Origin of the sequence: Sorangium sp. So ce145, from assembly GCF_051525985.1 — a bacterium.
Lineage (GTDB): Bacteria > Myxococcota_A > Polyangia > Polyangiales > Polyangiaceae > Sorangium > Sorangium cellulosum_B.
Genome location: NZ_CP150315.1, coordinates 3,786,801 through 3,805,590, shown reverse-complemented (window position 1 = coordinate 3,805,590; position 18,790 = coordinate 3,786,801). Strand labels below are relative to the sequence as shown.

At 72.3% G+C, this 18,790-nt stretch carries 13 protein-coding genes; 3 read left to right on the top strand and 10 right to left on the bottom strand.

Annotated elements, in window-relative coordinates:
* Positions 1-61 precede the first annotated feature (61 nt).
* A complete protein-coding gene (locus tag WMF34_RS14470; RefSeq protein ID WP_437993647.1) occupies positions 62-1,753 on the top strand; it encodes a right-handed parallel beta-helix repeat-containing protein in 1,692 nt (563 codons plus the stop codon).
* 115 nt (positions 1,754-1,868) lie between these two features.
* Here WMF34_RS14470 and WMF34_RS14465 read toward each other — a convergent pair whose 3' ends face one another.
* From WMF34_RS14465 to WMF34_RS14455, 3 genes are all read right to left on the bottom strand, one after another.
* Positions 1,869-2,591: a type II toxin-antitoxin system RatA family toxin gene (locus WMF34_RS14465; protein WP_437993646.1), complete on the bottom strand. Its 723-nt coding sequence runs from the start codon at positions 2,589-2,591 to the stop codon at positions 1,869-1,871.
* A gap of 197 nt (positions 2,592-2,788) precedes the next feature.
* Positions 2,789-4,354: an aminopeptidase gene (locus tag WMF34_RS14460; protein WP_437993645.1), complete on the bottom strand. Its 1,566-nt coding sequence runs from the start codon at positions 4,352-4,354 to the stop codon at positions 2,789-2,791.
* Between the two features lie 216 nt (positions 4,355-4,570).
* The gene (locus WMF34_RS14455; RefSeq protein ID WP_012235401.1) at positions 4,571-5,683 is read right to left on the bottom strand and encodes an S-(hydroxymethyl)glutathione dehydrogenase/class III alcohol dehydrogenase; all 1,113 of its coding nucleotides are present in this window, start codon (positions 5,681-5,683) and stop codon (positions 4,571-4,573) included.
* Between the two features lie 248 nt (positions 5,684-5,931).
* On the opposite strand from WMF34_RS14455, the gene WMF34_RS14450 reads away from it, so the two are divergent.
* Positions 5,932-7,146 carry a hypothetical protein gene (locus WMF34_RS14450; protein ID WP_437993644.1) on the top strand — a complete coding sequence of 405 codons (1,215 nt, stop codon included), beginning with the start codon at positions 5,932-5,934 and terminating at the stop codon, positions 7,144-7,146.
* 9 nt (positions 7,147-7,155) lie between these two features.
* Here WMF34_RS14450 and WMF34_RS14445 read toward each other — a convergent pair whose 3' ends face one another.
* Both WMF34_RS14445 and WMF34_RS14440 read right to left on the bottom strand, forming a co-directional pair.
* Positions 7,156-8,049, bottom strand: a complete 894-nt coding sequence (locus WMF34_RS14445; RefSeq protein WP_012235399.1) for a serine/threonine-protein kinase — start codon at positions 8,047-8,049, stop codon at positions 7,156-7,158.
* Positions 8,050-8,787: 738 nt separating this feature from the next.
* Positions 8,788-9,210, bottom strand: a complete 423-nt coding sequence (locus tag WMF34_RS14440; RefSeq protein WP_437993643.1) for a tellurite resistance TerB family protein — start codon at positions 9,208-9,210, stop codon at positions 8,788-8,790.
* Between the two features lie 166 nt (positions 9,211-9,376).
* Here WMF34_RS14440 and WMF34_RS14435 point away from each other — a divergent pair, with 166 nt between their 5' ends.
* The gene (locus tag WMF34_RS14435) at positions 9,377-10,420 is read left to right on the top strand and encodes a serine/threonine protein kinase (protein ID WP_437993642.1); all 1,044 of its coding nucleotides are present in this window, start codon (positions 9,377-9,379) and stop codon (positions 10,418-10,420) included.
* Positions 10,421-10,464: 44 nt separating this feature from the next.
* Here the strand turns inward: WMF34_RS14435 and WMF34_RS14430 are convergent, their stop codons facing one another.
* From WMF34_RS14430 to WMF34_RS14410, 5 genes are all read right to left on the bottom strand, one after another.
* Positions 10,465-11,847, bottom strand: coding sequence for a GNAT family N-acetyltransferase (locus WMF34_RS14430; RefSeq protein ID WP_437993641.1), 1,383 nt, complete (start codon positions 11,845-11,847; stop codon positions 10,465-10,467).
* Complete coding sequence (locus tag WMF34_RS14425) at positions 11,844-12,980, bottom strand: D-alanine--D-alanine ligase family protein (RefSeq protein ID WP_012235395.1); 1,137 nt, start codon at positions 12,978-12,980, stop codon at positions 11,844-11,846. Before WMF34_RS14425 ends, WMF34_RS14430 begins: the two co-directional genes overlap by 4 nt.
* Before the next feature lie 503 nt (positions 12,981-13,483).
* Positions 13,484-15,220, bottom strand: coding sequence for an ATP-dependent zinc metalloprotease FtsH (gene ftsH / locus WMF34_RS14420; RefSeq protein WP_437993640.1), 1,737 nt, complete (start codon positions 15,218-15,220; stop codon positions 13,484-13,486).
* A gap of 397 nt (positions 15,221-15,617) precedes the next feature.
* Complete coding sequence (locus tag WMF34_RS14415) at positions 15,618-17,984, bottom strand: PAS domain-containing sensor histidine kinase (protein WP_437993639.1); 2,367 nt, start codon at positions 17,982-17,984, stop codon at positions 15,618-15,620.
* Between the two features lie 250 nt (positions 17,985-18,234).
* Positions 18,235-18,660, bottom strand: coding sequence for a DoxX family protein (locus WMF34_RS14410; protein WP_437768367.1), 426 nt, complete (start codon positions 18,658-18,660; stop codon positions 18,235-18,237).
* Positions 18,661-18,790 lie beyond the last annotated feature (130 nt).

The following is an 18,790-nucleotide window of genomic DNA, read 5'->3' as shown; positions in this document are numbered from 1 at the left end:
GCGCGCGCTCGCCGGCGCGGCGCGGAGCGGGCTGAACGGCGTAGACTCCCGCCCGAGGACCATGAGCGAGCTCTCCGGCGCCAGCGCGCGCCTCCCCGCGACGCCGATCACGGCGCAGGACATCAACGGCGGACCGGACCCGGAGCGCCGCGTCCCCTTCGTCATCACGGCGCCCGGCGTGTACACCCTCGTGGAAGACGTCGACTGGGTGGCGCGAGACGCGAACGCGCGGGCCATCACGATCGCGAGCGACGACGTCACGCTCGACCTGTGCGGCAGGACGCTGCGGCAGATCGACCCTCCGGCGCCCGTCGTCGCCCCCGACCCGGGCGCGAGGCCTTGCCGGGGCGAGGTCGTCTCCGGGAACGTGGGCGTGTTCGCCGAGGGGAGGACGCGGCTCGTCATCAGGAACGGCAGCGTGCTCGGGATCCAGGGGGTGGGGATCGCCGCCAGGGCGTGCAGCCATCTGGATCTGCTCGATCTGTCGGTCCGGCGGTGCGGCGGCGACGGCGTGATCGACACGGGCTTCCTGTGCCGCAACGGCGGGATCTTCGTGATGGGCGCCCGGGACGCGGCCGGCGGCGTCGCCTTCGCCGAAGGCGTCCGGATGATCAACTGCGTGTGCTCGGAGAACACGAGCCGGCTCGACTTCGTCGTGACGCTGGGCGCGCTCGTCCTGTTCTGCGACGACGTGCAGGTCAAAGGGTGCGTGTTCAACCGCACGGCGAACACGAGCGCCCAGCCGAGCGGCGTGCAGTTCAACGTCGTCGGCGCCGACTTCGTCATCTGCCGCAACGTGCTCGTGGAGGACTGCGAGGCGCACGACAACACGTCGGGTGGAGAGCCGGCCGGCTTCTTCGCGTGGGGAGAGAACTACAAATTCCTGCGCTGCAGGGCGAACCGGAATTTCACGCTCACCGGGAACCGCGCGTGCGGGTTCAACATCTCGACGACGAGCAACCTGGAGATGATCGAGTGCGAGGCGGACGGGAACTACAACGCGAACCCGGCCGCCTCCGCCGATGCGGTCAAGGACTTCTCCGCGCTCGGCTTTCGCATCGGCAGGGCGGTGTACCGCGGGCTTCTCGAGGGGTGCCGCGCGCTCGGCAACCACGGCGCGAGCGCGAACGCGCCCGCCGGCGGCTTCGCGCTCCACGCGACCCGCCACGTCGTGCTGAGGCGCTGCGTGGCCGTGGGGAACAGGAACGCGAGCGGGACCGCCGAGGACGACGGGCTCGCGGCCGGGTTCATCGCGTCGACGCCGCTCGCGGATCCGCAGGGCGGCCTCGTGGGCGGCGAGGGCAACGCGTTCATCGACTGCATCGCCGACGGCAACACCGTGCACCGCGCACCCCTGTTCGTGCAACCGCCGGCCCCGCCCGTCGACGCCGGTCCGTCGCGCGGCGATCCGCAGAAGGGCGCGGGGTTCCTGCTCGAGAGGCAGAGCGACGCGAGGATCATCGGCTGCCAGTCCGCGAACAACGACGGCAAAGGGATCTGGCTGAGGGCCTGCGCGCGCGCGCTGGTCGAGGGAAACACGCTGTCGAGGAACACGCTTTATGGCATCCAGGACGAGGATCCCGCGGGGCTCAGCGCCTTCACCGGCAACCGGGCGCACCTCAACGGGTCCCGGCACCGCCACAACTACGTCGGGCTGCCGCCGGGCACGCCGGTCCGCAAATGGACGCTCGGCTCCCCTCCCCTCGACGGCCCTCCGGACGGGATAGCCAACCTCAGCATCCGGCTGCCCTGAGGGCCGCGAGCGCCTCGCGCCGCGGGGCGGCGATCACCGGCCACGGGCGAGCCCGCCCAGCGAGCGGCTTTCGTGACGCCGGCCTCGCCGCCTCTCTGCCACGCTTCCGCGCGCGTCAGCGATTCCCGTCCTGCGCCTGCTCGACGCGCGCCCGGATGGCCGCGACGGCGCGCGCCGAGCCGTCCAGGTTCTCCGCGTTGAGGAGGCTCTTCGGAAGCGGCAGCTTCGGCCGGAGGAACACCTCGAGGGACAGGCGCGTCGCCTGGGCGTCGTTCTTCTCGAGCCGCCAGGTGGCCTGGAGATCTTGCACATTGCCGGAGATGAAGCGGGACGAGTACGTCTCGACGCCATCCTCGACGACCGGCTTCTGGATCTCGATGCGCGCCCACATCGTGACCGCGCCCGAAAGGGCCGAGACCTCCATGTAGAGATCCCACCCGCCCGCGGGCGTGCGCCCGAGCAGGCGGCACTTCTTGTAGTGCGGCATGAACTCCGGATAACGCTCGAACGAGAGCACCGCGGCCCGCACGCGCTCCAGCGAGCCCTTCACGACCACCGTCGACCGTCCACGCGCAAATCCGGTGCTTCCGATCGGGACTGCCATGCTCGTGACCCCGGTCGTATCGGGCGCCGGCTGCGCGCGCTCGGCCTGCTCGCCGTCGCTCGTGACAGCCGGCAGGACATCGCCTCTGTCGCGCTGTGCCGGCAGGCGCGGTACATCCAGGTTGATCCCCCGTTCCCCCGTGCTGCACGCGGTGGCCGCGAGGGCGAGTCCCCCGGCGAGCGCGCGCGGGATCGGTGCGCGATGGCTGGTCGTGGTCGAGCGAGTTCTCCGCATGACGGCCCAGCTTGCCAGCGACGTGCCGGCCGCCCCCATCGCCCCGATGATACCGCGCAACACATCCGCTCGGGCCGCCCCACCTCGGCCACCAAGAACGGATCACCGGCCCATCGAGCGCGGACGACACGACCTCCCTCCCGATTCTCCACGAGAGCTCGGAAGGCCCCCTGTCTCCTCCTTCCCGCTCCTATCGGTCAGGATTCGCCAGAGAGATAAGCTGTCAGACTCGGAATGGGGATGCCTGTCGGGCGGCCGAACTGCCAGTCCGCCGACTCGACCCCGACGCCGCCGATGTCGAGGTGGATGAACGGCAGCGCCCCGCCCTTGAGCCCCGAGGCGATGTCGAGGAACGCGAAGGGGAACTGGTGCCCGCGCGGCGTGTTCACCGAGGCGAGGCGGTTCGAGGAGACGACGTCCTCGGCGCTCGACCGGGGCGCCACGAACGCGTAGTCCTCGCGCCGCGGCCGGACGCGCTCCATCGGCTCGCCCCAGCGCTCCGCGAGGACGTCGAGCCTGTCGAGCTCCGGCCGCGCGGCGGAGTTGCCGATCGCGCCGGTATAAGGCCCGTGGGCGCGGTAGACGTGCCCGGTCAGCGTCGCGACCGAGAACACGATGGGGTCGGCCGCGCCGCTCATGGCGAGCTCCCGCCCGAGCGCGAGCAGGTCAGCCAGGATGAGGCGGCCCTCGGCGTCGGTGTTGCCGATCCGGACGCGCACGCCGGCGCGGCTGCGGATGATCTCGTCGCTCACATAGGACTCCTCGCCGATGCTGTTGCGCACGAGCCCGAGGAGCCCGACGATGCGCACGCCCTCCAGGCCGAGCGCCGCGGCCGCGCGCACGAGGCCGGCGACCGCGCCGGCGCCGCCCTTGTCCCGGGACATCCCGGCCATGTGCCCGTCGGTCTTCAGATCGACGCCGCCCGTGTCGTAGGTGACGCCCTTGCCCGCGAGCAGCACCGTTCGCCGGATCTCCCCGCGAGGCCTGTAGTCGAGCCGAACGACGCACGGCCGGTGCCGCTCGACGACCCGCGACGCCCGCGAGACCGCGCTGATGAGCGGATAGTCATCGACGTTGCGCTCGATCTTGACGAGCACCCCCGTCCTGGCGAACGCCGCCTCACACATCTCGGCGACGCGGCGGGGCGCCATCCGCTCCGGCTCGGTGCCCGTGATGTCGCGGCAGAGCGCCCGGCCGACCTCGATGGCCGCGATCTCGCGGGCGCGCGCCTCCGACAGCCCGAGCACCGCGACCGACTCGGCCGAGCGCGGGGCCATCTCCGCCTCCCGCGCCTCGAGCGGCGTCCACTGGCTCCCGAGCGCGGCGAGCGCGCCCACCTCGACGGCCCGCGCGAACCGCGGCGCGGCGCCCACCGGAGCGCGCACGACGAGCAGCGGCCGGCTCGCCCCCGCGTCCACCGCCCGCGCGAAGCCGGCCGCCGCGGCCTCCGCGACGGAGCGGACATCATCGACGTCCTCCGAGAGCGGCCCCATCGGCGCGAGCACCAGGCGCCCGCCAGGCACCCCCGGCGCCGGCAGGACGAGCGGAGCACTCTTGCCCTCGAGCGCGGAGTCGACGCGCGCCGCAGCCTCGACCACCGCGCCCACGGCGGACCCGAGCCCCCCCGCGTACTTCGCGATGGGCGACGGCGCGACGAGGACGACAGCATCGCACGCCGCGATCGCCGCGTTCGACTCCGCGAGGGCGTTGGCGGGCAGCCCCGCCAGGGAGGTGACATGGACCATGGCGGCGAATGATGTCACATGGGTCAGCATTTTTGCAGCACCCGTCGCCGCCGATAGGGCACCGACACGGCACCGACATGCGCCCCGAAGAGCAGGCTGTCGCGCGGGCATGGCGCGCAGGCCTGGCGCACGCGCCCGCTCGGCGCGCGCCATGCCCGCGCGCCGAGCGGCCTGGCGCGCTCGTCCGCCCCTGCGGTCGCGCGCGAGGCGGCCGGCGTCGAGCGCCGCGCCGCTTCAGGAGAAGAGCACGACGCTGCGGATCGACTCGCCTTCGTGCATGAGATCGAAGGAGTGGTTGATGTCGTCGAGCGGCATCGTGTGGGTGATCAGCTCGTCGATCTTGATCTTGCCCTCCATGTACCAGTCGACGATCTTGGGAACGTCGGTGCGCCCCCTGGCGCCGCCGAACGCGGTGCCCTTCCAGACGCGCCCGGTGACGAGCTGGAAGGGGCGCGTGGCGATCTCCTCGCCTGCCCCCGCGACGCCGATGATGATGCTCGTCCCCCAGCCCTTGTGGCAGCACTCGAGCGCCTGGCGCATCACCTTGACGTTGCCGATGCACTCGAAGCTGAAATCGGCGCCGCCCCGGGTCAGATCGACGAGGTAGGGCACGAGATCCCCCGCCACCTCGCTCGGGTTGACGAAGTGGGTCATGCCGAACCTCTCGGCCAGCTCGCGGCGCTTCGGGTTGATGTCGACGCCGACGATGATGTCGGCGCCGGCCATCCGGGCGCCCTGGATCACGTTCAGCCCGATGCCGCCGAGGCCGAAGACCACGACGTTGTCGCCGGGCCTCACCTGCGCGGTGTTGATGACGGCGCCGATACCCGTCGTCACGCCGCAGCCGATATAACAGACCTTGTCGAACGGCGCGTCCTCGCGGATCTTGGCGACGGCGATCTCGGGCAGGACGGTGAAGCTCGAGAAGGTCGACGTGCCCATGTAATGGTGAATCCGCTCCTTGCCGATCGAGAATCGGCTCGTTCCGTCCGGCATGAGCCCGCGCCCCTGCGTGGCGCGGATGGCCTGGCAGAGGTTGGTTTTTCCGCTCGTACAATAAGAGCACTGCCGGCACTCGGGCGTGTAGAGGGGAATCACGTGATCGCCTTTCTTGAGGCTCTTCACGGACGGCCCGACGTCGACGACGACGCCCGCGCCCTCATGGCCGAGGATCGCGGGGAAGAGTCCCTCCGGATCCTTGCCTGAGAGCGTGTAAGCGTCGGTGTGACAGACGCCCGTTGCCTTGATCTCGATGAGGACCTCGCCCTCGCGAGGGCCCTCCACCTGGACGTCCTCGACCGTCAGCTTCTCGCCGGCCTTGTGGGCCACGGCTGCGCGCGCTTTCATGATCGGTGGTTCTCCTCCCGCAAGCGGGGCGTTCGGGGCCCGAGCGGCGCCCGAGCCCCTCCCATAGCCGGGCGGGGAAGCAGGTTTCAAGGGGAACCCCGCAAGCGCCGCCCCGACTCGCCCGCCGTCCAGCCTGCCCGCACTGCGCCGCCCTTCCTGCCCGCATCACGCAGCCCGCTCGCTGCCCGCGCCGCCACCCGAGGATGGCGTTCGCGTGACAGCACGCGTACGATCACCCCGCTGTCCTCATGAACACACTCCGTTGCCCACCGGGTCTCCGCGCGCTCATCGCAACAGCCGCGCTGGTCCTCGTCGCCTGCACCGGCGCGAGCCCGCCTGCTGGCGAGGCGACCGGCAAGGGCGCTGGCGGCGGCGGCGGCGGCGGCGAGAGCGCTTCCTCCGAGGGGGGCCACGGAGGACAGGGAGGCGCGCCGATCGACACCATGGAGTGTGTCGACGAGTGCCCCGCAGAGAGCGCTGGTATCACGATCGGCTGCAAGAAGCGCTTCATGTTCGGAATGAACTACGCGTGGCACAACTTCGCCGGCGACTTCGGCGGCATCGCCGCGTGGGACAAGCGCGGCGTCGCGGCCGAGGCGGAGACCCACGCGAAGAACCTCGCCGACATCCGTGCTCACGGGGCGAGCGTCGTGCGGTGGTGGATGCTGCCGGAGATCCGGGGCGAGAGCGTCGTCTTCGACACGAGCGAGAACCCGACTGGCCTCGGCGGGACGACGCGGCGCGACGTCCAGAAGGCGCTCGAGCTCGCCGAGCAGGCGGACGTCAACCTGGTGTTCTGCCTGTTCTCCTTCGACAACTTCCACCCGACGCGGCTCGACGCCGACGTGAAGACCGTCGGTATCACCCCCATCGTGAAGGACGCGAAGCGGCGCGCGAAGCTGATAGACAAGGTCGTCCGGCCGATCGCCAGGGCCGTGGCGGAGAGCCCCTACCGGCACCGGATGGTCGCGTGGGACGTGATCAACGAGCCCGAGCTGGCCATGACCGGACCGAGCCCGGACGACGGCCCTCGCTACGAGCCGGACGCCCAGGTGGATCCGATCGAGCACGCGCAGATGGCGGCGTTCCTCGGCGAGGCCATCCGGGCGCTGCGCGCGGAGAGCACGGCGCTCGTCACGATCGGCTCGGCGTCGATGAAGTGGGCGCGGTCCTGGCGCAACACCGACGTCGATTTCTACACCTTTCATATCAACGACCGGGTCAACCTGTACTGGCCCTACAACCAGTCGCCAAAGGACTACGGCATCACCGACAAGCCCGTCATCATGGGGGATTTCCCGATCGCCGGCCTGGCGACGGCCGCTTTGCCGACGCTCCTGGAGAGCTGGTACAGCAAGGGATACGCGGGCGCGATCAGCTGGGCCTACAGCGACGCGACCGCGGCCGAGCTCCAGACGATCAAGGCCTTCGCCGACGCGAAGGGCTGCGGCGTGACGTACTGAGAGCCCCTCTCAGGACAGCCAGTAGTCGACGAGGGACGCGCCCGTCACGTCGTGGGCGACCCCGGCCGCGATCGCCCACTGGGCCAGCGCGCGGCCGAGCGCCGCCATGGTCGTGAAGCGCCCGTCAGGGTCCTTGGCCAGGCCGCGCTCGATGATCTCCCAGAGCCGCGGGTGCAGCTCGAGGGCCTCGGGGCGCGGCGGGGCGAGGCGCAGCACGTCGTGCACGATGGAGATGCTGCTCGGGCCGCCGAACGGGCGACGGCTGCTCACGAGCTCGTAGAGCACGACGCACGCGCTCCACACGTCGGCGCGCGCGTCCGACTCCTGCCCGCCGCGGACCTGCTCGGGCGCCATGTAGGCCGGGCTCCCGACCAGCGTTTCCCTCCGCTCGTCGCCCGCCGCGCGCACCTCGGTGAACGCGATCCCGAAGTCGATCAGCTTGGGGACCGTGCGGCGGCCCTCGCGCACGAGGACGATGTTCGCCGGCTTCACGTCCCGGTGCACGACCCCCGCGCCGTGCGCCGCGCCGAGCGCGCCGATCACGGGGAGGAGCAGCTGGACCGCGGAGATGGGCGACATCGCGCCCGACTCGGCGAGCGCCTGGGCGAGCGACCGGCCCTGGAGGAGCTCCATCACCGCGAACGGCTCTCCCTCCTCCGTGAAGCAGAGATCGAAGATCCGCACCGCGGCGCGGTGCGACACCCGCGCCGTCGCCTGCGCCTCCCGGATCAGCCGCGAGGCGGCCTCGGGGACGGCGCAGTCGCGACGGATGAGCTTCAGCGCGACATCGAGGCTCAGGGAGAGATTCCGCGCCTTCCACACGGCGCCCATGCTGCCCTCTCCGAGGAGCTCTGTGAGGCGATAGCGCCCCCCGAGGACGTCGCCTGGGGCGTAGCGCCGCAGCGCGGCGGAGCACGGATCGTTCGCAGAAACCGCCAGGGCGGCGGCGGGGGGCGCTCCGGCAAGCCCGGTCCGCAGCGTGGCGGGCGGTACGCTCGCCGGGGTGGCCGGAGCGTCGCTCGGCGTCTCCAGCGGCGCGACGTCCCCGCCGTGACGGAAGGTCGAGCCGGACGGCCGCGACAGGCGGCCCGACGTCCGGAGGTCGACGGGCTCGAACGGAGGGCGGTGAGACGAGGGCCAGCGCGGAGACCGCGGCGAGCGGTACGCGCGCTGAGAGGCTCGTCCCCCGCTCGGGGGGCGGGATCGATTCGACGCGGGATCCATCGAGCCGCCATGTGGCGTCGTGGAGCTGTCAGTTCGGTGGCTGTCCATGTCCTTGCCCACGTGTTTTGCAAGGAGCAGGCCGATGGAAATCGCCGCAGATCCGCCTCTTTCCCGCCCGCCGCGGCGCCGGGATTGCGGTGTGGAGGCATCAGATCCGGCGCCCGCGGCCATCGGCCCGCCCCGGGGCCTGCGCGCGCGTCTTCCGCGGCCGCGGCGCGTCGTCCGCCGGCGCGGTCCCGGGACGAGCGCGCGACCGATCCGTCGGCGCAACGGTCGTCGCACCACGCATTCCCTGCGCGCCACACCGGCGCTCGACGGGTACATCGACAGCGGATGTCGGTCAGGATCGTCCGATAGCCAGCGAGGCCCCCGCGGCGCGCGCCGGGATCGCCGCGGCGCGGTCGCCCCTCGCGCCGCTCAGCGGGCGGAGCCGGGCACGACGCGCCCCTTGAACGCGATCGGCACCTCGAGGGCCCTGGCCGCCTCGACGAGCAGCGCGTGCTCGCTCTCGTGGATCACGCCGTCGGCGGCCACGAGGCGGACGGCCAGCTCTATCGCGGCCTCGCGCATCCGCACGTCGGGCAGGCGGACGCGCAGCGCCGCGAAGCGGCCGCTCCTGCCCTCGTCGCGCACCGAGCGCTCGATGATGGAGATGAGCGACTCGACGACGTCGGCCCCGACGCGCCCCTCGCTCATGGCCGCCACGTGCCGCGCGAGCTCGGCGCGCTCGGCCTCGTTGATGGATCCGTCAGCGTACGCCGCGAGGAACATGATCTCGACCATCGCCTCGAGCCTGCTGATCTCGAGGTGACGAAACGAAAGCTGCGTTTCTTCCATCATGAGGTCCTCAGGATAGCGTATCACGGCCGCGCTTGACACAGCGCCCCTGAGCCCGCTCAGTAACGGCGCTCGCCGCGAGGCGACGGCGCGTGGCAACGGCCTCCGGCAGCGCGCGGCGAAAGTTCTCGTCGAGCGCGACGCCGGTCGGTGCTCAACTCTCCCCACCATGAGCACCACCACCCCGACCGACCTCTTCCTGTCGCTGACGCCGCACAAGGTGATCGAGGCCGTCGAGGCCGCGGGCGTCCACTGCAATCGCGTCTGCTACCCGCTGAACTCGTTCGAGAACCGCGTCTACGAGGTCGAGCGCGAGGATCGCACCCGCGTCATCGCCAAGTTCTACCGGCCGGGGCGCTGGACGCGGGAGCAGATCCTCGAGGAGCACCGGTTCCTCGCGGAGCTGGCGGACGCCGAGATCCCCGTCTGCCCGACGCGCCCGTTCCCCGACGGCGAGACGCTCAAGCAGATCGACCACATCCCGTACTGCCTCTTCGAGCGCATGGGCGGCCGCGCCCCCGACGAGCTCGGCGACGAGCTGTTCGTGCGCCTCGGCAGGCTCGCCGCCCGCATCCACAACGTGGGCGCGGCCAGCGCCGCCGAGCACCGCGTCCGGCTCTCCGCCGACACCTACGCGCGCGAGGACCTCGGCTGGCTCGTCGAGCGCAAGCTCATCCCCGCGCCCGTCGAGCGGCGGTACCTCGCGGCCGCGCGCGCCGTCGCGGACGCGGCCGAGGAGCGCCTGCGCGGCGTCGACGTGCACCGCATCCACGGCGATCTGCACCCGGGCAACCTGCTCCTGCGCGACGGCGCGCTCCGCGTGCTCGACTTCGACGACATGGTCGTCGGCCCCGCCGTGCAGGACCTGTGGCTCCTCCTCCCCGGCCGCGACGAGGCCGCCCGGCAGCAGCGCGAGCTCTTCATCGAGGGCTACGAGGAGCTCCGCCGCTTCGACCGCTCCACCCTCGGGCTGATCGAGCCGCTCCGAGGGCTCCGCATGATCCACTACGCGGCATGGATCGCGCGGCGATGGCACGACCCCATCTTCCCGAGGACCTTTCCGCACTTCGGCACGGAGGCGTACTGGCGCGAGGAGGCGAGCTCGCTCGAGGAGGTGCTCCAGCTGACGCGCGACGGAGACACGGGCGGCCCCGGCGGCGGCGCGGACGAGCCGCCGCCGAGCGGGGGCAAGTACTTCTGGGACCTGAACTGAACCCGCTGTGGGCGCTCGCCGCGGTCGCGCGCGGCGTCGATCGATCAGCGGCGCTTCAGCACCAGGATCAGCCGCCACGCCGCGGCGTGCTCGAACGGCACGTCGACGTTGAAGTCGCCGAGCGTCGCCACCAGCGAGAGCTCCGGCACCCGCTCCGCGACGCGCCGCCACCCGGCGAGGTCCGGGACATACCACGTCGCCTCCTGCCGGATCGACGAGAGCTCCCTCGGCGCGCCGCCGTTGCGCCGGGCCGAGCACACCACCTCGAGGGTCACGGGCACGACGCGATCGGGCGTCGACCGCTCGATGTGGATGCGGAACCGCGCGTCGATCGACTGCTCGCCGCGCAGCTCGGTCCACTCCGTCCTGTTCACGCCGGACGGCGTGAGATCGGCGGGGTGGGTCGCCTCGATGACGTGGACGCCGCCAGGCAGGAGCAGCGAGGCGGCGAGCCGGAGGTGGCGCTCGAGCGCCGCCGGCGTGGCCAGCTGGTGGATCGCCGAGAGCGGCACGAACGAGAGATCGACCGGCGCGACGTCCGGGCGCTCGTCGAGCTCCGCGCACGAGAAGCGGATGCACGCCCCGGCGCCGCGGGCGCCCGCGGCGCGCTCCGCAAAGGCGATCATCGCCGCCGAGCCGTCCGCGCCGGCGCAGCCGACGCCGAGCTCCGCGAAGGCCTCCAGGTGCCGCGCGGGCCCGCAGGCCCACGAGAGGACGCGCTGCACCGGGCGGCCGCCGAAGCGGCGCGCGCACGCGAGCAGGAAGTCGCGCTCGGCGGCGTAGTCGCGGTAGCCGAACGCCGCGTCGTAGAGCGCAGGCTCGGCCGGCGGCGGCGTATCGCCGCGCGCGGGCGCCTCGCTGCGCGCCGGCGCCTCGCCGCGCGCGGGCGCCTCGCCGGCCGAGGGCGCCACCGGGGCGCGCGCCGGGGCGACCCGCTTCGTGTAGATCATGAGATCGTCGCCCGGCGCGTAGAAGTCGGCGAGGACCGCCGCCCGCGTGAACTGCACCGCGTCGTAGAAGCGCACCGCCGCGCCGTGCCCCTCCCGGCTGCCCGTCTCCACGCGCACGAGGCCGCCGCCCTCGCGCGCGATCTCGCTCTCCATCGTGGCCACGAGCCCCCGCGCCACCCCCGACCGGGCGAAATCGGGCGAGGTCGCGATCCAGTACAGGTCGTACGTGGACTGCGTCATCGGCGTGCGGCCGTAGCAGAGGTACCCGAGGAGCCGCGGCGCCCCGTCCCCGCCCGGGGCGCCCTGGAAGCTCAGCACGAACCGGTAGCCATAACCGTCCGTCGAGGGCTGGCCGAGCGTCACGTCGACGAGCTCCAGCGCCACCGCGCGCTCGTCGTCGGTGAACGCCGGGACCGACTCGAGCAGCGCGGCGATGAGCGGCCGATCTTCCGCGCGGAGGCCGCGCTGGGTGATCACGGCGCCTCGGGCGCGGCGGAGAGGGCGCCGCGGGCAGCGGAGCGCGCCGCGGCGCGGCCGCGCGCCGGCGCGCGGCCCCGCGCGCGGAGCAGATCGTCGTGGCGCGCGCCGCGGGCGAGCGCCGCGCGGAGGATCTCCCAGACGACGTCGGCGTACGACAGGCCGGCGCGCGCCGCCGCCCGCGCGAAGCCGGCGTCCGGCGAGAGATCGCAGTTCGGGTTGACGTCGATGACGTGCGGCGTGCCGCGCTCGTCGAGCCGCACGTCCACGCGGCCGTAGTCGCGCAGCCCGAGCACCTCGAACGCGCGGCGGCCCACGGCGACGACCCGGCGCAGCTCGAGCGGCCGCAGCACCGCCGCCGAGGAGGGCGTCCCGATCGACGCGGCCGTCTCCGGGCGCCACTTCGACTCGTACGTGACCACGTGCGGGTGCCCCTCGGGCAGGCCCTGAAACGTGACCTCGCCGGGCGGCAGCACGCGCGGCGTCGGCCACCCGAGCAGCGAGACCGAGATCTCCCGCCCGTGCACGTAACGCTGCACCACCACCGGCTGGCGGCACTGCGCGACGACCGCGGCGACCTGGTCGCGGAGCGCCCTGCGATCGTGGACGACCGAGCCACGATCGATGCCCATCGAGCCGTCCTCGCGCTCCGGCTTGACGATGACCGGGAACGCGACCTCCGGGATGCGATCCGGGCCTTCGACCCGCACCGTCGCCGGCACGCGCACGCCGGCGCGCGCAAGGATCCGGTTCGCCTCGGTCTTGTGCAGGCAGCTCCGGAGCGCGACGTGATCGCTACCCGTGAAGCGGAGGTCGAGCCCCGCGAGCAGCCACGCGCACATGACCTCGTGGCGGCTGTCGCCGTCGAGCGCCTCGCACAGGTTGAAGATCACGTCCGGGCGGTGGTCGCCGATGGCCGCGAGCACCTCGCTCGGCCGGAGCACGGGCCGGTGCGCCACGCGCACGCCCGGGGCCGCGGCGAGGGCCGCGAGCACGCTCTCCGCGACCACCGCGCTGCCGTCCTCGCGACCGAGCCGGAGCCGCCCGCTCCCCACCCGCTGCGCGAGTGGCGGCTCGTCGACGACCTCCTCCGGATCTCTGTTGGACAGGATCAGTATCCGAGGCTCAGGCACCGCACGCCTCCGAGCCTACGCGGGGCAGGAGAGCCCGCGACGGCCGCGCCGGGCTCAGAGAGCGGCCGGAGAGAGGCCTGGCCATCGGTGAACGCGGAGAGGTTACCCTGTCGAGAGACACGCGAACGAAACGGAATCCATGCATGCAAGTGGCCACACTTCACCAGCTTGCCCGGCAATCGCAAGGGGAGATTTGCGCTGTCTGGACGGAAAGGAAGGCGCGACGCGCCGCGGCTCAAAGCGCCGCGCCGGGTCGAATCCGGCGCGCGCGGCCAGGAAGCGAGCTTTCCGAGCACAACGTATCTCGGACAACAGGCTCTTCACACGCCAGCCACACGCGCGGGAGCGTCGGAGACGAGAGGAGACGGCTGGGATGCAGGGGGAAGGGTCGAGTCCGGCGGCGAGAGGGGAGAGCGCGGGACGCGCTCGCGGCGAGCGGGCGGCCTGCCGCCGAGGACGCCTGAAAAGGACTTCCCTTTCCGGCGTCCTCGAGCCTCCGCCGGTCAGGCGGCCTGGCCTTCGGGGCGCGGCCTGCGATCGGCCGGGAAACAGGCCTGGATCTCGTCCATGCCGAGCGTCTCCTTCTCGAGGAGCGCCTTGACGAGCGCCTCGATCTCGCCGCGCCGGGACCTCACGATCTCGATGGCGCGCGAGAGCTGCGCTTCCGTGAGCGCCCGCGCCGTCTCGTCGACCCGGTCGAGCAGGGCCGGGCTCCGCGAGGGGTGCCCGTCGCCGACGCAGATGGGGCCGAGGTGGCTCATGCCGAGCTCCGCGACCATCTTCCACGCGATCGTCGAGGCGCGCTGGATGTCGTCCGAGGCGCCCGCCGTCATCGTCCCGAGGACGACCATCTCGGCGGCGCGGCCGCCCATCAGCATGCAGATCTGATCCTCGAGGTACTCTTTCCGGTACATCAGCCGATCCTTCTCGGGCAGCGCCTGGGTCACGCCGAGCGCGCGGCCCCGCGGCAGGATCGACACCTTGTGCACGGGATCGCAGCTCGGCGCGAGGAGCCCGACCGCGACGTGCCCGGCCTCGTGGACGGCGGTCGCATAACGCTCGTCCTCGTCGACGAGCACCCCCTTGCGCTCGAGCCCCATGAGCACCCGGTCGCGCGCGCGGTCGATGTGCGTCGGGTCCACCGCGTCGGCGCCCTCGCGGGCCGCGAGGATGGCCGCCTCGTTCAGGAGGTTGGCCAGGTCGGCGCCCGAGAAGCCCGGCGTGCCGCGGGCGATGTAGCTGAGATCGACCTCCCCCTGGAGCGGGATCGGCCCGGCGTGGACGTTGAGGATCTCCTCGCGGCCGCGCACGTCGGGGAGCGGCACGGTGACCTTACGGTCGAAGCGCCCCGGCCGGAGCAGCGCCGGATCGAGCATGTCGACGCGGTTGGTCGACGCGATGACCACGATGCCGGTCTCGTGGTCGAACCCGTCCATCTCGACGAGCAGCTGGTTCAGCGTCTGGTCGTGCTCCGCGGAGGCGGAGTCGCCGTGCCCCTTCGCGCGAGCCCGCCCCACGGCGTCGATCTCGTCGATGAAGACGATGCACGGCGCGGACTTGCGCGCCTCGGCGAAGAGCGCGCGGACGCGGGAGGCGCCCACGCCGACGAACATCTCCTGGAAGCTCGACCCCGACGCCGAGAGGAACCGCACGCCCGCCTCGCACGCGACGGCGCGCGCGAGCAGCGTCTTGCCGGTCCCGGGCTCGCCCGTCAGCAGCACGCCGCGCGGCGGGCGGCCGCCGAGGCGCGCGAAGCGATCGGGGCTCTTCAGGAACTCGACCGTCTCGGCGAGCTCCTGCTTGACCTCGTGCATCCCGGCGACGTCGGCGAAGCGCACCGCCGCCCGCGCCGCCCCGGCCTTCACGTCGGAGAAGACCTTCGGGCTGCGCCGCCGGCTCACCGTGAAGAGCGCGAAGCCGACCGCGGCCAGCACGACCACCGGGAGCACCGCGGACGCGGCGCGCGACGGATCCTCCCGGGAGGCGAAGTCGACCGAGGCGCCGGCGCCCGCGAACCGGGAGACCAGCTCCTGCCGGAGCGTCGGCTCGTCGACGACGGCCGTCACCACGGCGCCGCCCGCCTGACGCACGAGGAAGCGATCCCCGCTCACCTCGACCGCGGTCGCCTGCCCCGCCTGCGCGATCTGGAGGAGCTCGGTGTACGTCGCCGTACGCTGCGTAGCCGACTCGCGCGCCGCTCGCAGGGCGAGCCCGAGCGTGACCGCAAGCACCACCCCCATGAACCCAAGCAACCAAAGCCGGCGCCCCGCGGGCCCCAGCCGCTTACTCACCTGCAAGAACCAGGAATTCACTGCTGCGCCACCTCACTGCTCCGGCGTCGGGCCGGAGCGGATCTCAGGTGTAGCAAGGATGCGAACCTCAGGAAGTTCCTTCTGCAATCATTCTGACGATCTGAGCCGTAGAAACCTGCGAAAGGATGGCAGCACCGCAAAACGGAATACGGAGAACGGACAGCGGCAGGATGAATGTCGATTCGATGCTGGGAGGATTGGGAGGATCGATTGACGAGCTCGCCGATGGCGGATTGACGAGCCCGCCTGATAGCCTCCTTCTCGGGATGGGGGCGCCGGTGGAGCAGGAAGCGGGAGAGAGGGGCAGAGAGGGGCTGTCTGCGCGTTACGCCCCGGCGGCTCGCGCGGTATCGGGCGCGAGCGGCAGCGAGAAGCGGAATGTCGTCGCGCCGCCGGGGCTGCTCTCGACGGAGATGCTGCCCCCGTGGGCCTCCACGAGGGCCTTCGTGATGTAGAGGCCGAGACCGACGCCGCGGACGCTGCGCGGAACGGCATCGGGCGCGCGCGAGAAGCGCTTGAACAGGTACGGGAGCGACGACTCCGGGATACCGCCGCCCCAGTTGGTCACCGCGACGTGCGCGCTGCCCGGCCCGGCGTCGACCGCGACCACGATGTCGCCATCGGGCCGACCGTACTTGGCCGCGTTGGAGAGCAGGTTGGTGACGATCTGCTCGAGCCGCCCTGGGTCCGCCAGGACGGCGGGCACATCGCCGTTCACCTCCAGGCGCAGGGCGTGGCCCGCGGTCACCTCGGCCGACTTCTCGAGGATCTCGCCGAGCTGCGCGCGCAGATTCACCGGCGAACGATCCAGCGTGAGCTGCCGCGCATCGATCCGCGACGCGTCGAGGAGGTCGTCGATCATGCGGCGCAGCCGCTCGATGGACGAGGTGATCCTGTCGAGCTGTTTTCGGCAGTCCGCGACGGGCCGCTCGCCGGCAGCGCGACCCAGGAGCTGGCTCGCGGTCGCGATGACCTGGATGGGCTGGCGGAGATCGTGAGCGATGACGCCGATCCACTCCTGGCGCTGCCGCTCCATCTCCTTGAACGCCGAGATGTCATGAAAGACGGCGACGGCGCCCTGGAGCTCCCCGTCGTCCGAGCGCACCTGAGCCGCGTTGACCAGCACCGGGACGAGGCCCCGGTCGGCGCGCCGCAAGAGCCCTTCGGCGCCCGTCACGACCTCCCCGCGCTGAAGGGCCCGGAACAGCGGGCGTTCGTCCCAGGCGAGGGGCTCTCCCGCCGGCGTCCTGTGCTCGAAACACAGCCGGTTGCCCCAGGGATCGGGATCGTCCTCGACGCGCGACGCGTACTGGAGCGCGAGCTTGTTGCAGCTGATGAGCCGCCCCTTGGCGTCGACCAGGATCGCCGCTTCAGGCAGCTGCTCGATGACCGCCTCGAGCTGCGAGCGGATGCGCCGCTCCGCCTCGTGCGCGCTCGCGACCTCGGCCTCCATCGCCTTGCGGCGCCCGATGTCGCGGCAGATCGTCGAGACGCCGGTGGCGCGGCCCGACGCGTCCACGATCGACGACACCGTGACCTCGATGTCGATGCTCTCGCCGCCCTTGGTCCGGCTCACGGCCTCGAAGCGCTCGACGCGCTCGCCGCGGCGCAGGCGCGCGAGGACGGCCTCCGCCTCGCCGGCGCGCTCGGGCAGGCACAGGAGGGGCAGCTTCTTCCCGATCGCCTCGCTGGCGCGGTAGCCGTAAAGGCGCTCCGCCGCCGGGTTCCAGCTCAGGATGGTCCCGTCGAGGGAGGTGCCGATCACGGCGTCGTCCGAGGCCTGCGCGACGGTCGCGAGGAAGGCGCGCGCCTCCTCGGCGCGCTGCCGCGCCTCGTCGAGGAGGTTCATGCGCGCCGCGCTGACCCAGAGCATGGCCCCGAGCAGGAGCGTCGTGATGGCGGAGGCGAGCGATAACGACGCCGCGATGGGGTATGCTCCGCGCGCCGCGCCGAACAGGAAGAGGCGGCCGCTCACGAGCGGAACGAGGACGACGTAGGGCAGGAAGCGCCGCAGCAGGATGCCTCCGGACTTGCTGGCCGTCAGCGTGGCGAGCGCAGTGCAATCGGGCCGCGCCATGAGGAGCCCGGCGCAGAGGGCGAGGAACGCGATCGCCCCGTGGAGCGCCATCCCCATGAACGGAAATAGCGGCGGCAGCCCGTAAAAGTAGCCGACGCCGAACACGTAGCCGGTCAGCGCCGTCAGCGCGAGCGCCGCGGCCAGGAGCGCGCACCATTCCGAGAACAGGCACGCTCGCCGCGTCTCCACGCGGCGCGAGAGGAGCGAAAGGCCGATCAGGACACAGCAGAGCGCGACGTTCGGCGGCGGCCTGCCGGGGAACTTGCCCGGGAAATCCACGCGCCCCGCGAACACCACGCGATCGATGCCGAGGTCCCAGGCGAAGATGTACTGCGCGAGGACCACGAGGCCGAGCGCGACGACGACGGCGGCGCACGCCTGTCCCAGCCGGCGGAGCGGCGCCGGACACGCTCGCAGGCCCAGCGCCCAGAGCGAGACCCCCGCCAGGACGAGGGCGACGGCGGTGTTGGGCACCATGAGCGGCAGGCCGTCCGCGATGGCGACGAGGGCGGTCGCCCCGATCCACCAGCCGAGCAGCGTCACGCACCCAATGGCGAACGAGCAGGTCGCTGCGATGACGACACCGCGCCGCCGCGCGCTGCTCGAAGGTGCCATCGCCTCGGCGTCTCTCATCGGGTCCTCCCGACCCGAGCATAGTGCCGGGACGGCGCGGCTTCACAGGCGCGATTCAAGCGCCCACATGGGTCGGCGCACACGCTGTCCAACCCAGATGGATCAGGGCGCTCCAGCGCGTGCCGACATCATCCGCCCGGCGGGACGCAGCAGGGCAACGCGGCTCAGATCGGCCGCGCGAGAGCGAGCGGCGACGCCCTCGCGCGGATCGGGCGAGGACGCGCGCGAGCGCTCAGCGCTTCGTCCCGAAGACCGCCGCGTCGACGGAGAGCCTCCCCGGCCCGACGAGGAGGAGCGCAACGGAGATGCCGAGGTAGACCGCCGCCGCCTCGTAGGAGGGTCCGCCCATCGCGACGAACGGATCGCCGTTCGAGACGTGAACCGCGACCGCGACGGCCATGGTGGCGGCGAGGCCCAGCGACGCGACCGGCGTCAGGAGGCCGAGGATCCAGGCAAGGCCGCCCCCGAACTCCGAGAGCGCGGCCAGCCCTTGCAAGAACCCCGGAACGGGCGCGGTGGGCCCCATCCAGCTGAAGGGGGCCTGGATCTTCCCCCAGCCGTGAAACATGAACGCGACGCCGATAACGACGCGCAGCGCGAGCAGCCCGACCGAGGCCGAGAACGGCACGTCGGTCACCCGCAGGAATCTCTTGAGCATCGGGATCACTCCTCTCGGCTCGGTAGTAAGGAGGAACGCCCGGGACATCAAGCGCGTACGCGAGGACCGGCGCCGCCGGACCCGGGGCGCCGGGGCCCCGCGGCCCGGGCACGGCGCGCCGGCCCGCGCC

Bases quoted from the DNA above. Each gene is read 5' to 3' on its own strand.
- WMF34_RS14435 (WP_437993642.1), top strand. From the start codon at position 9,377: ATGAGCACCACCACCCCGACCGACCTCTTCCTGTCGCTGACGCCGCAC.
- WMF34_RS14465 (WP_437993646.1), bottom strand. From the start codon at position 2,591: ATGCGGAGAACTCGCTCGACCACGACCAGCCATCGCGCACCGATCCCG.
- ftsH (WP_437993640.1), bottom strand. From the start codon at position 15,220: ATGGGGGTGGTGCTTGCGGTCACGCTCGGGCTCGCCCTGCGAGCGGCG.
- WMF34_RS14415 (WP_437993639.1), bottom strand. From the start codon at position 17,984: ATGGCACCTTCGAGCAGCGCGCGGCGGCGCGGTGTCGTCATCGCAGCG.
- WMF34_RS14450 (WP_437993644.1), top strand. From the start codon at position 5,932: ATGAACACACTCCGTTGCCCACCGGGTCTCCGCGCGCTCATCGCAACA.
- WMF34_RS14470 (WP_437993647.1), top strand. From the start codon at position 62: ATGAGCGAGCTCTCCGGCGCCAGCGCGCGCCTCCCCGCGACGCCGATC.
- WMF34_RS14440 (WP_437993643.1), bottom strand. From the start codon at position 9,210: ATGATGGAAGAAACGCAGCTTTCGTTTCGTCACCTCGAGATCAGCAGG.
- WMF34_RS14410 (WP_437768367.1), bottom strand. From the start codon at position 18,660: ATGCTCAAGAGATTCCTGCGGGTGACCGACGTGCCGTTCTCGGCCTCG.
- WMF34_RS14455 (WP_012235401.1), bottom strand. From the start codon at position 5,683: ATGAAAGCGCGCGCAGCCGTGGCCCACAAGGCCGGCGAGAAGCTGACG.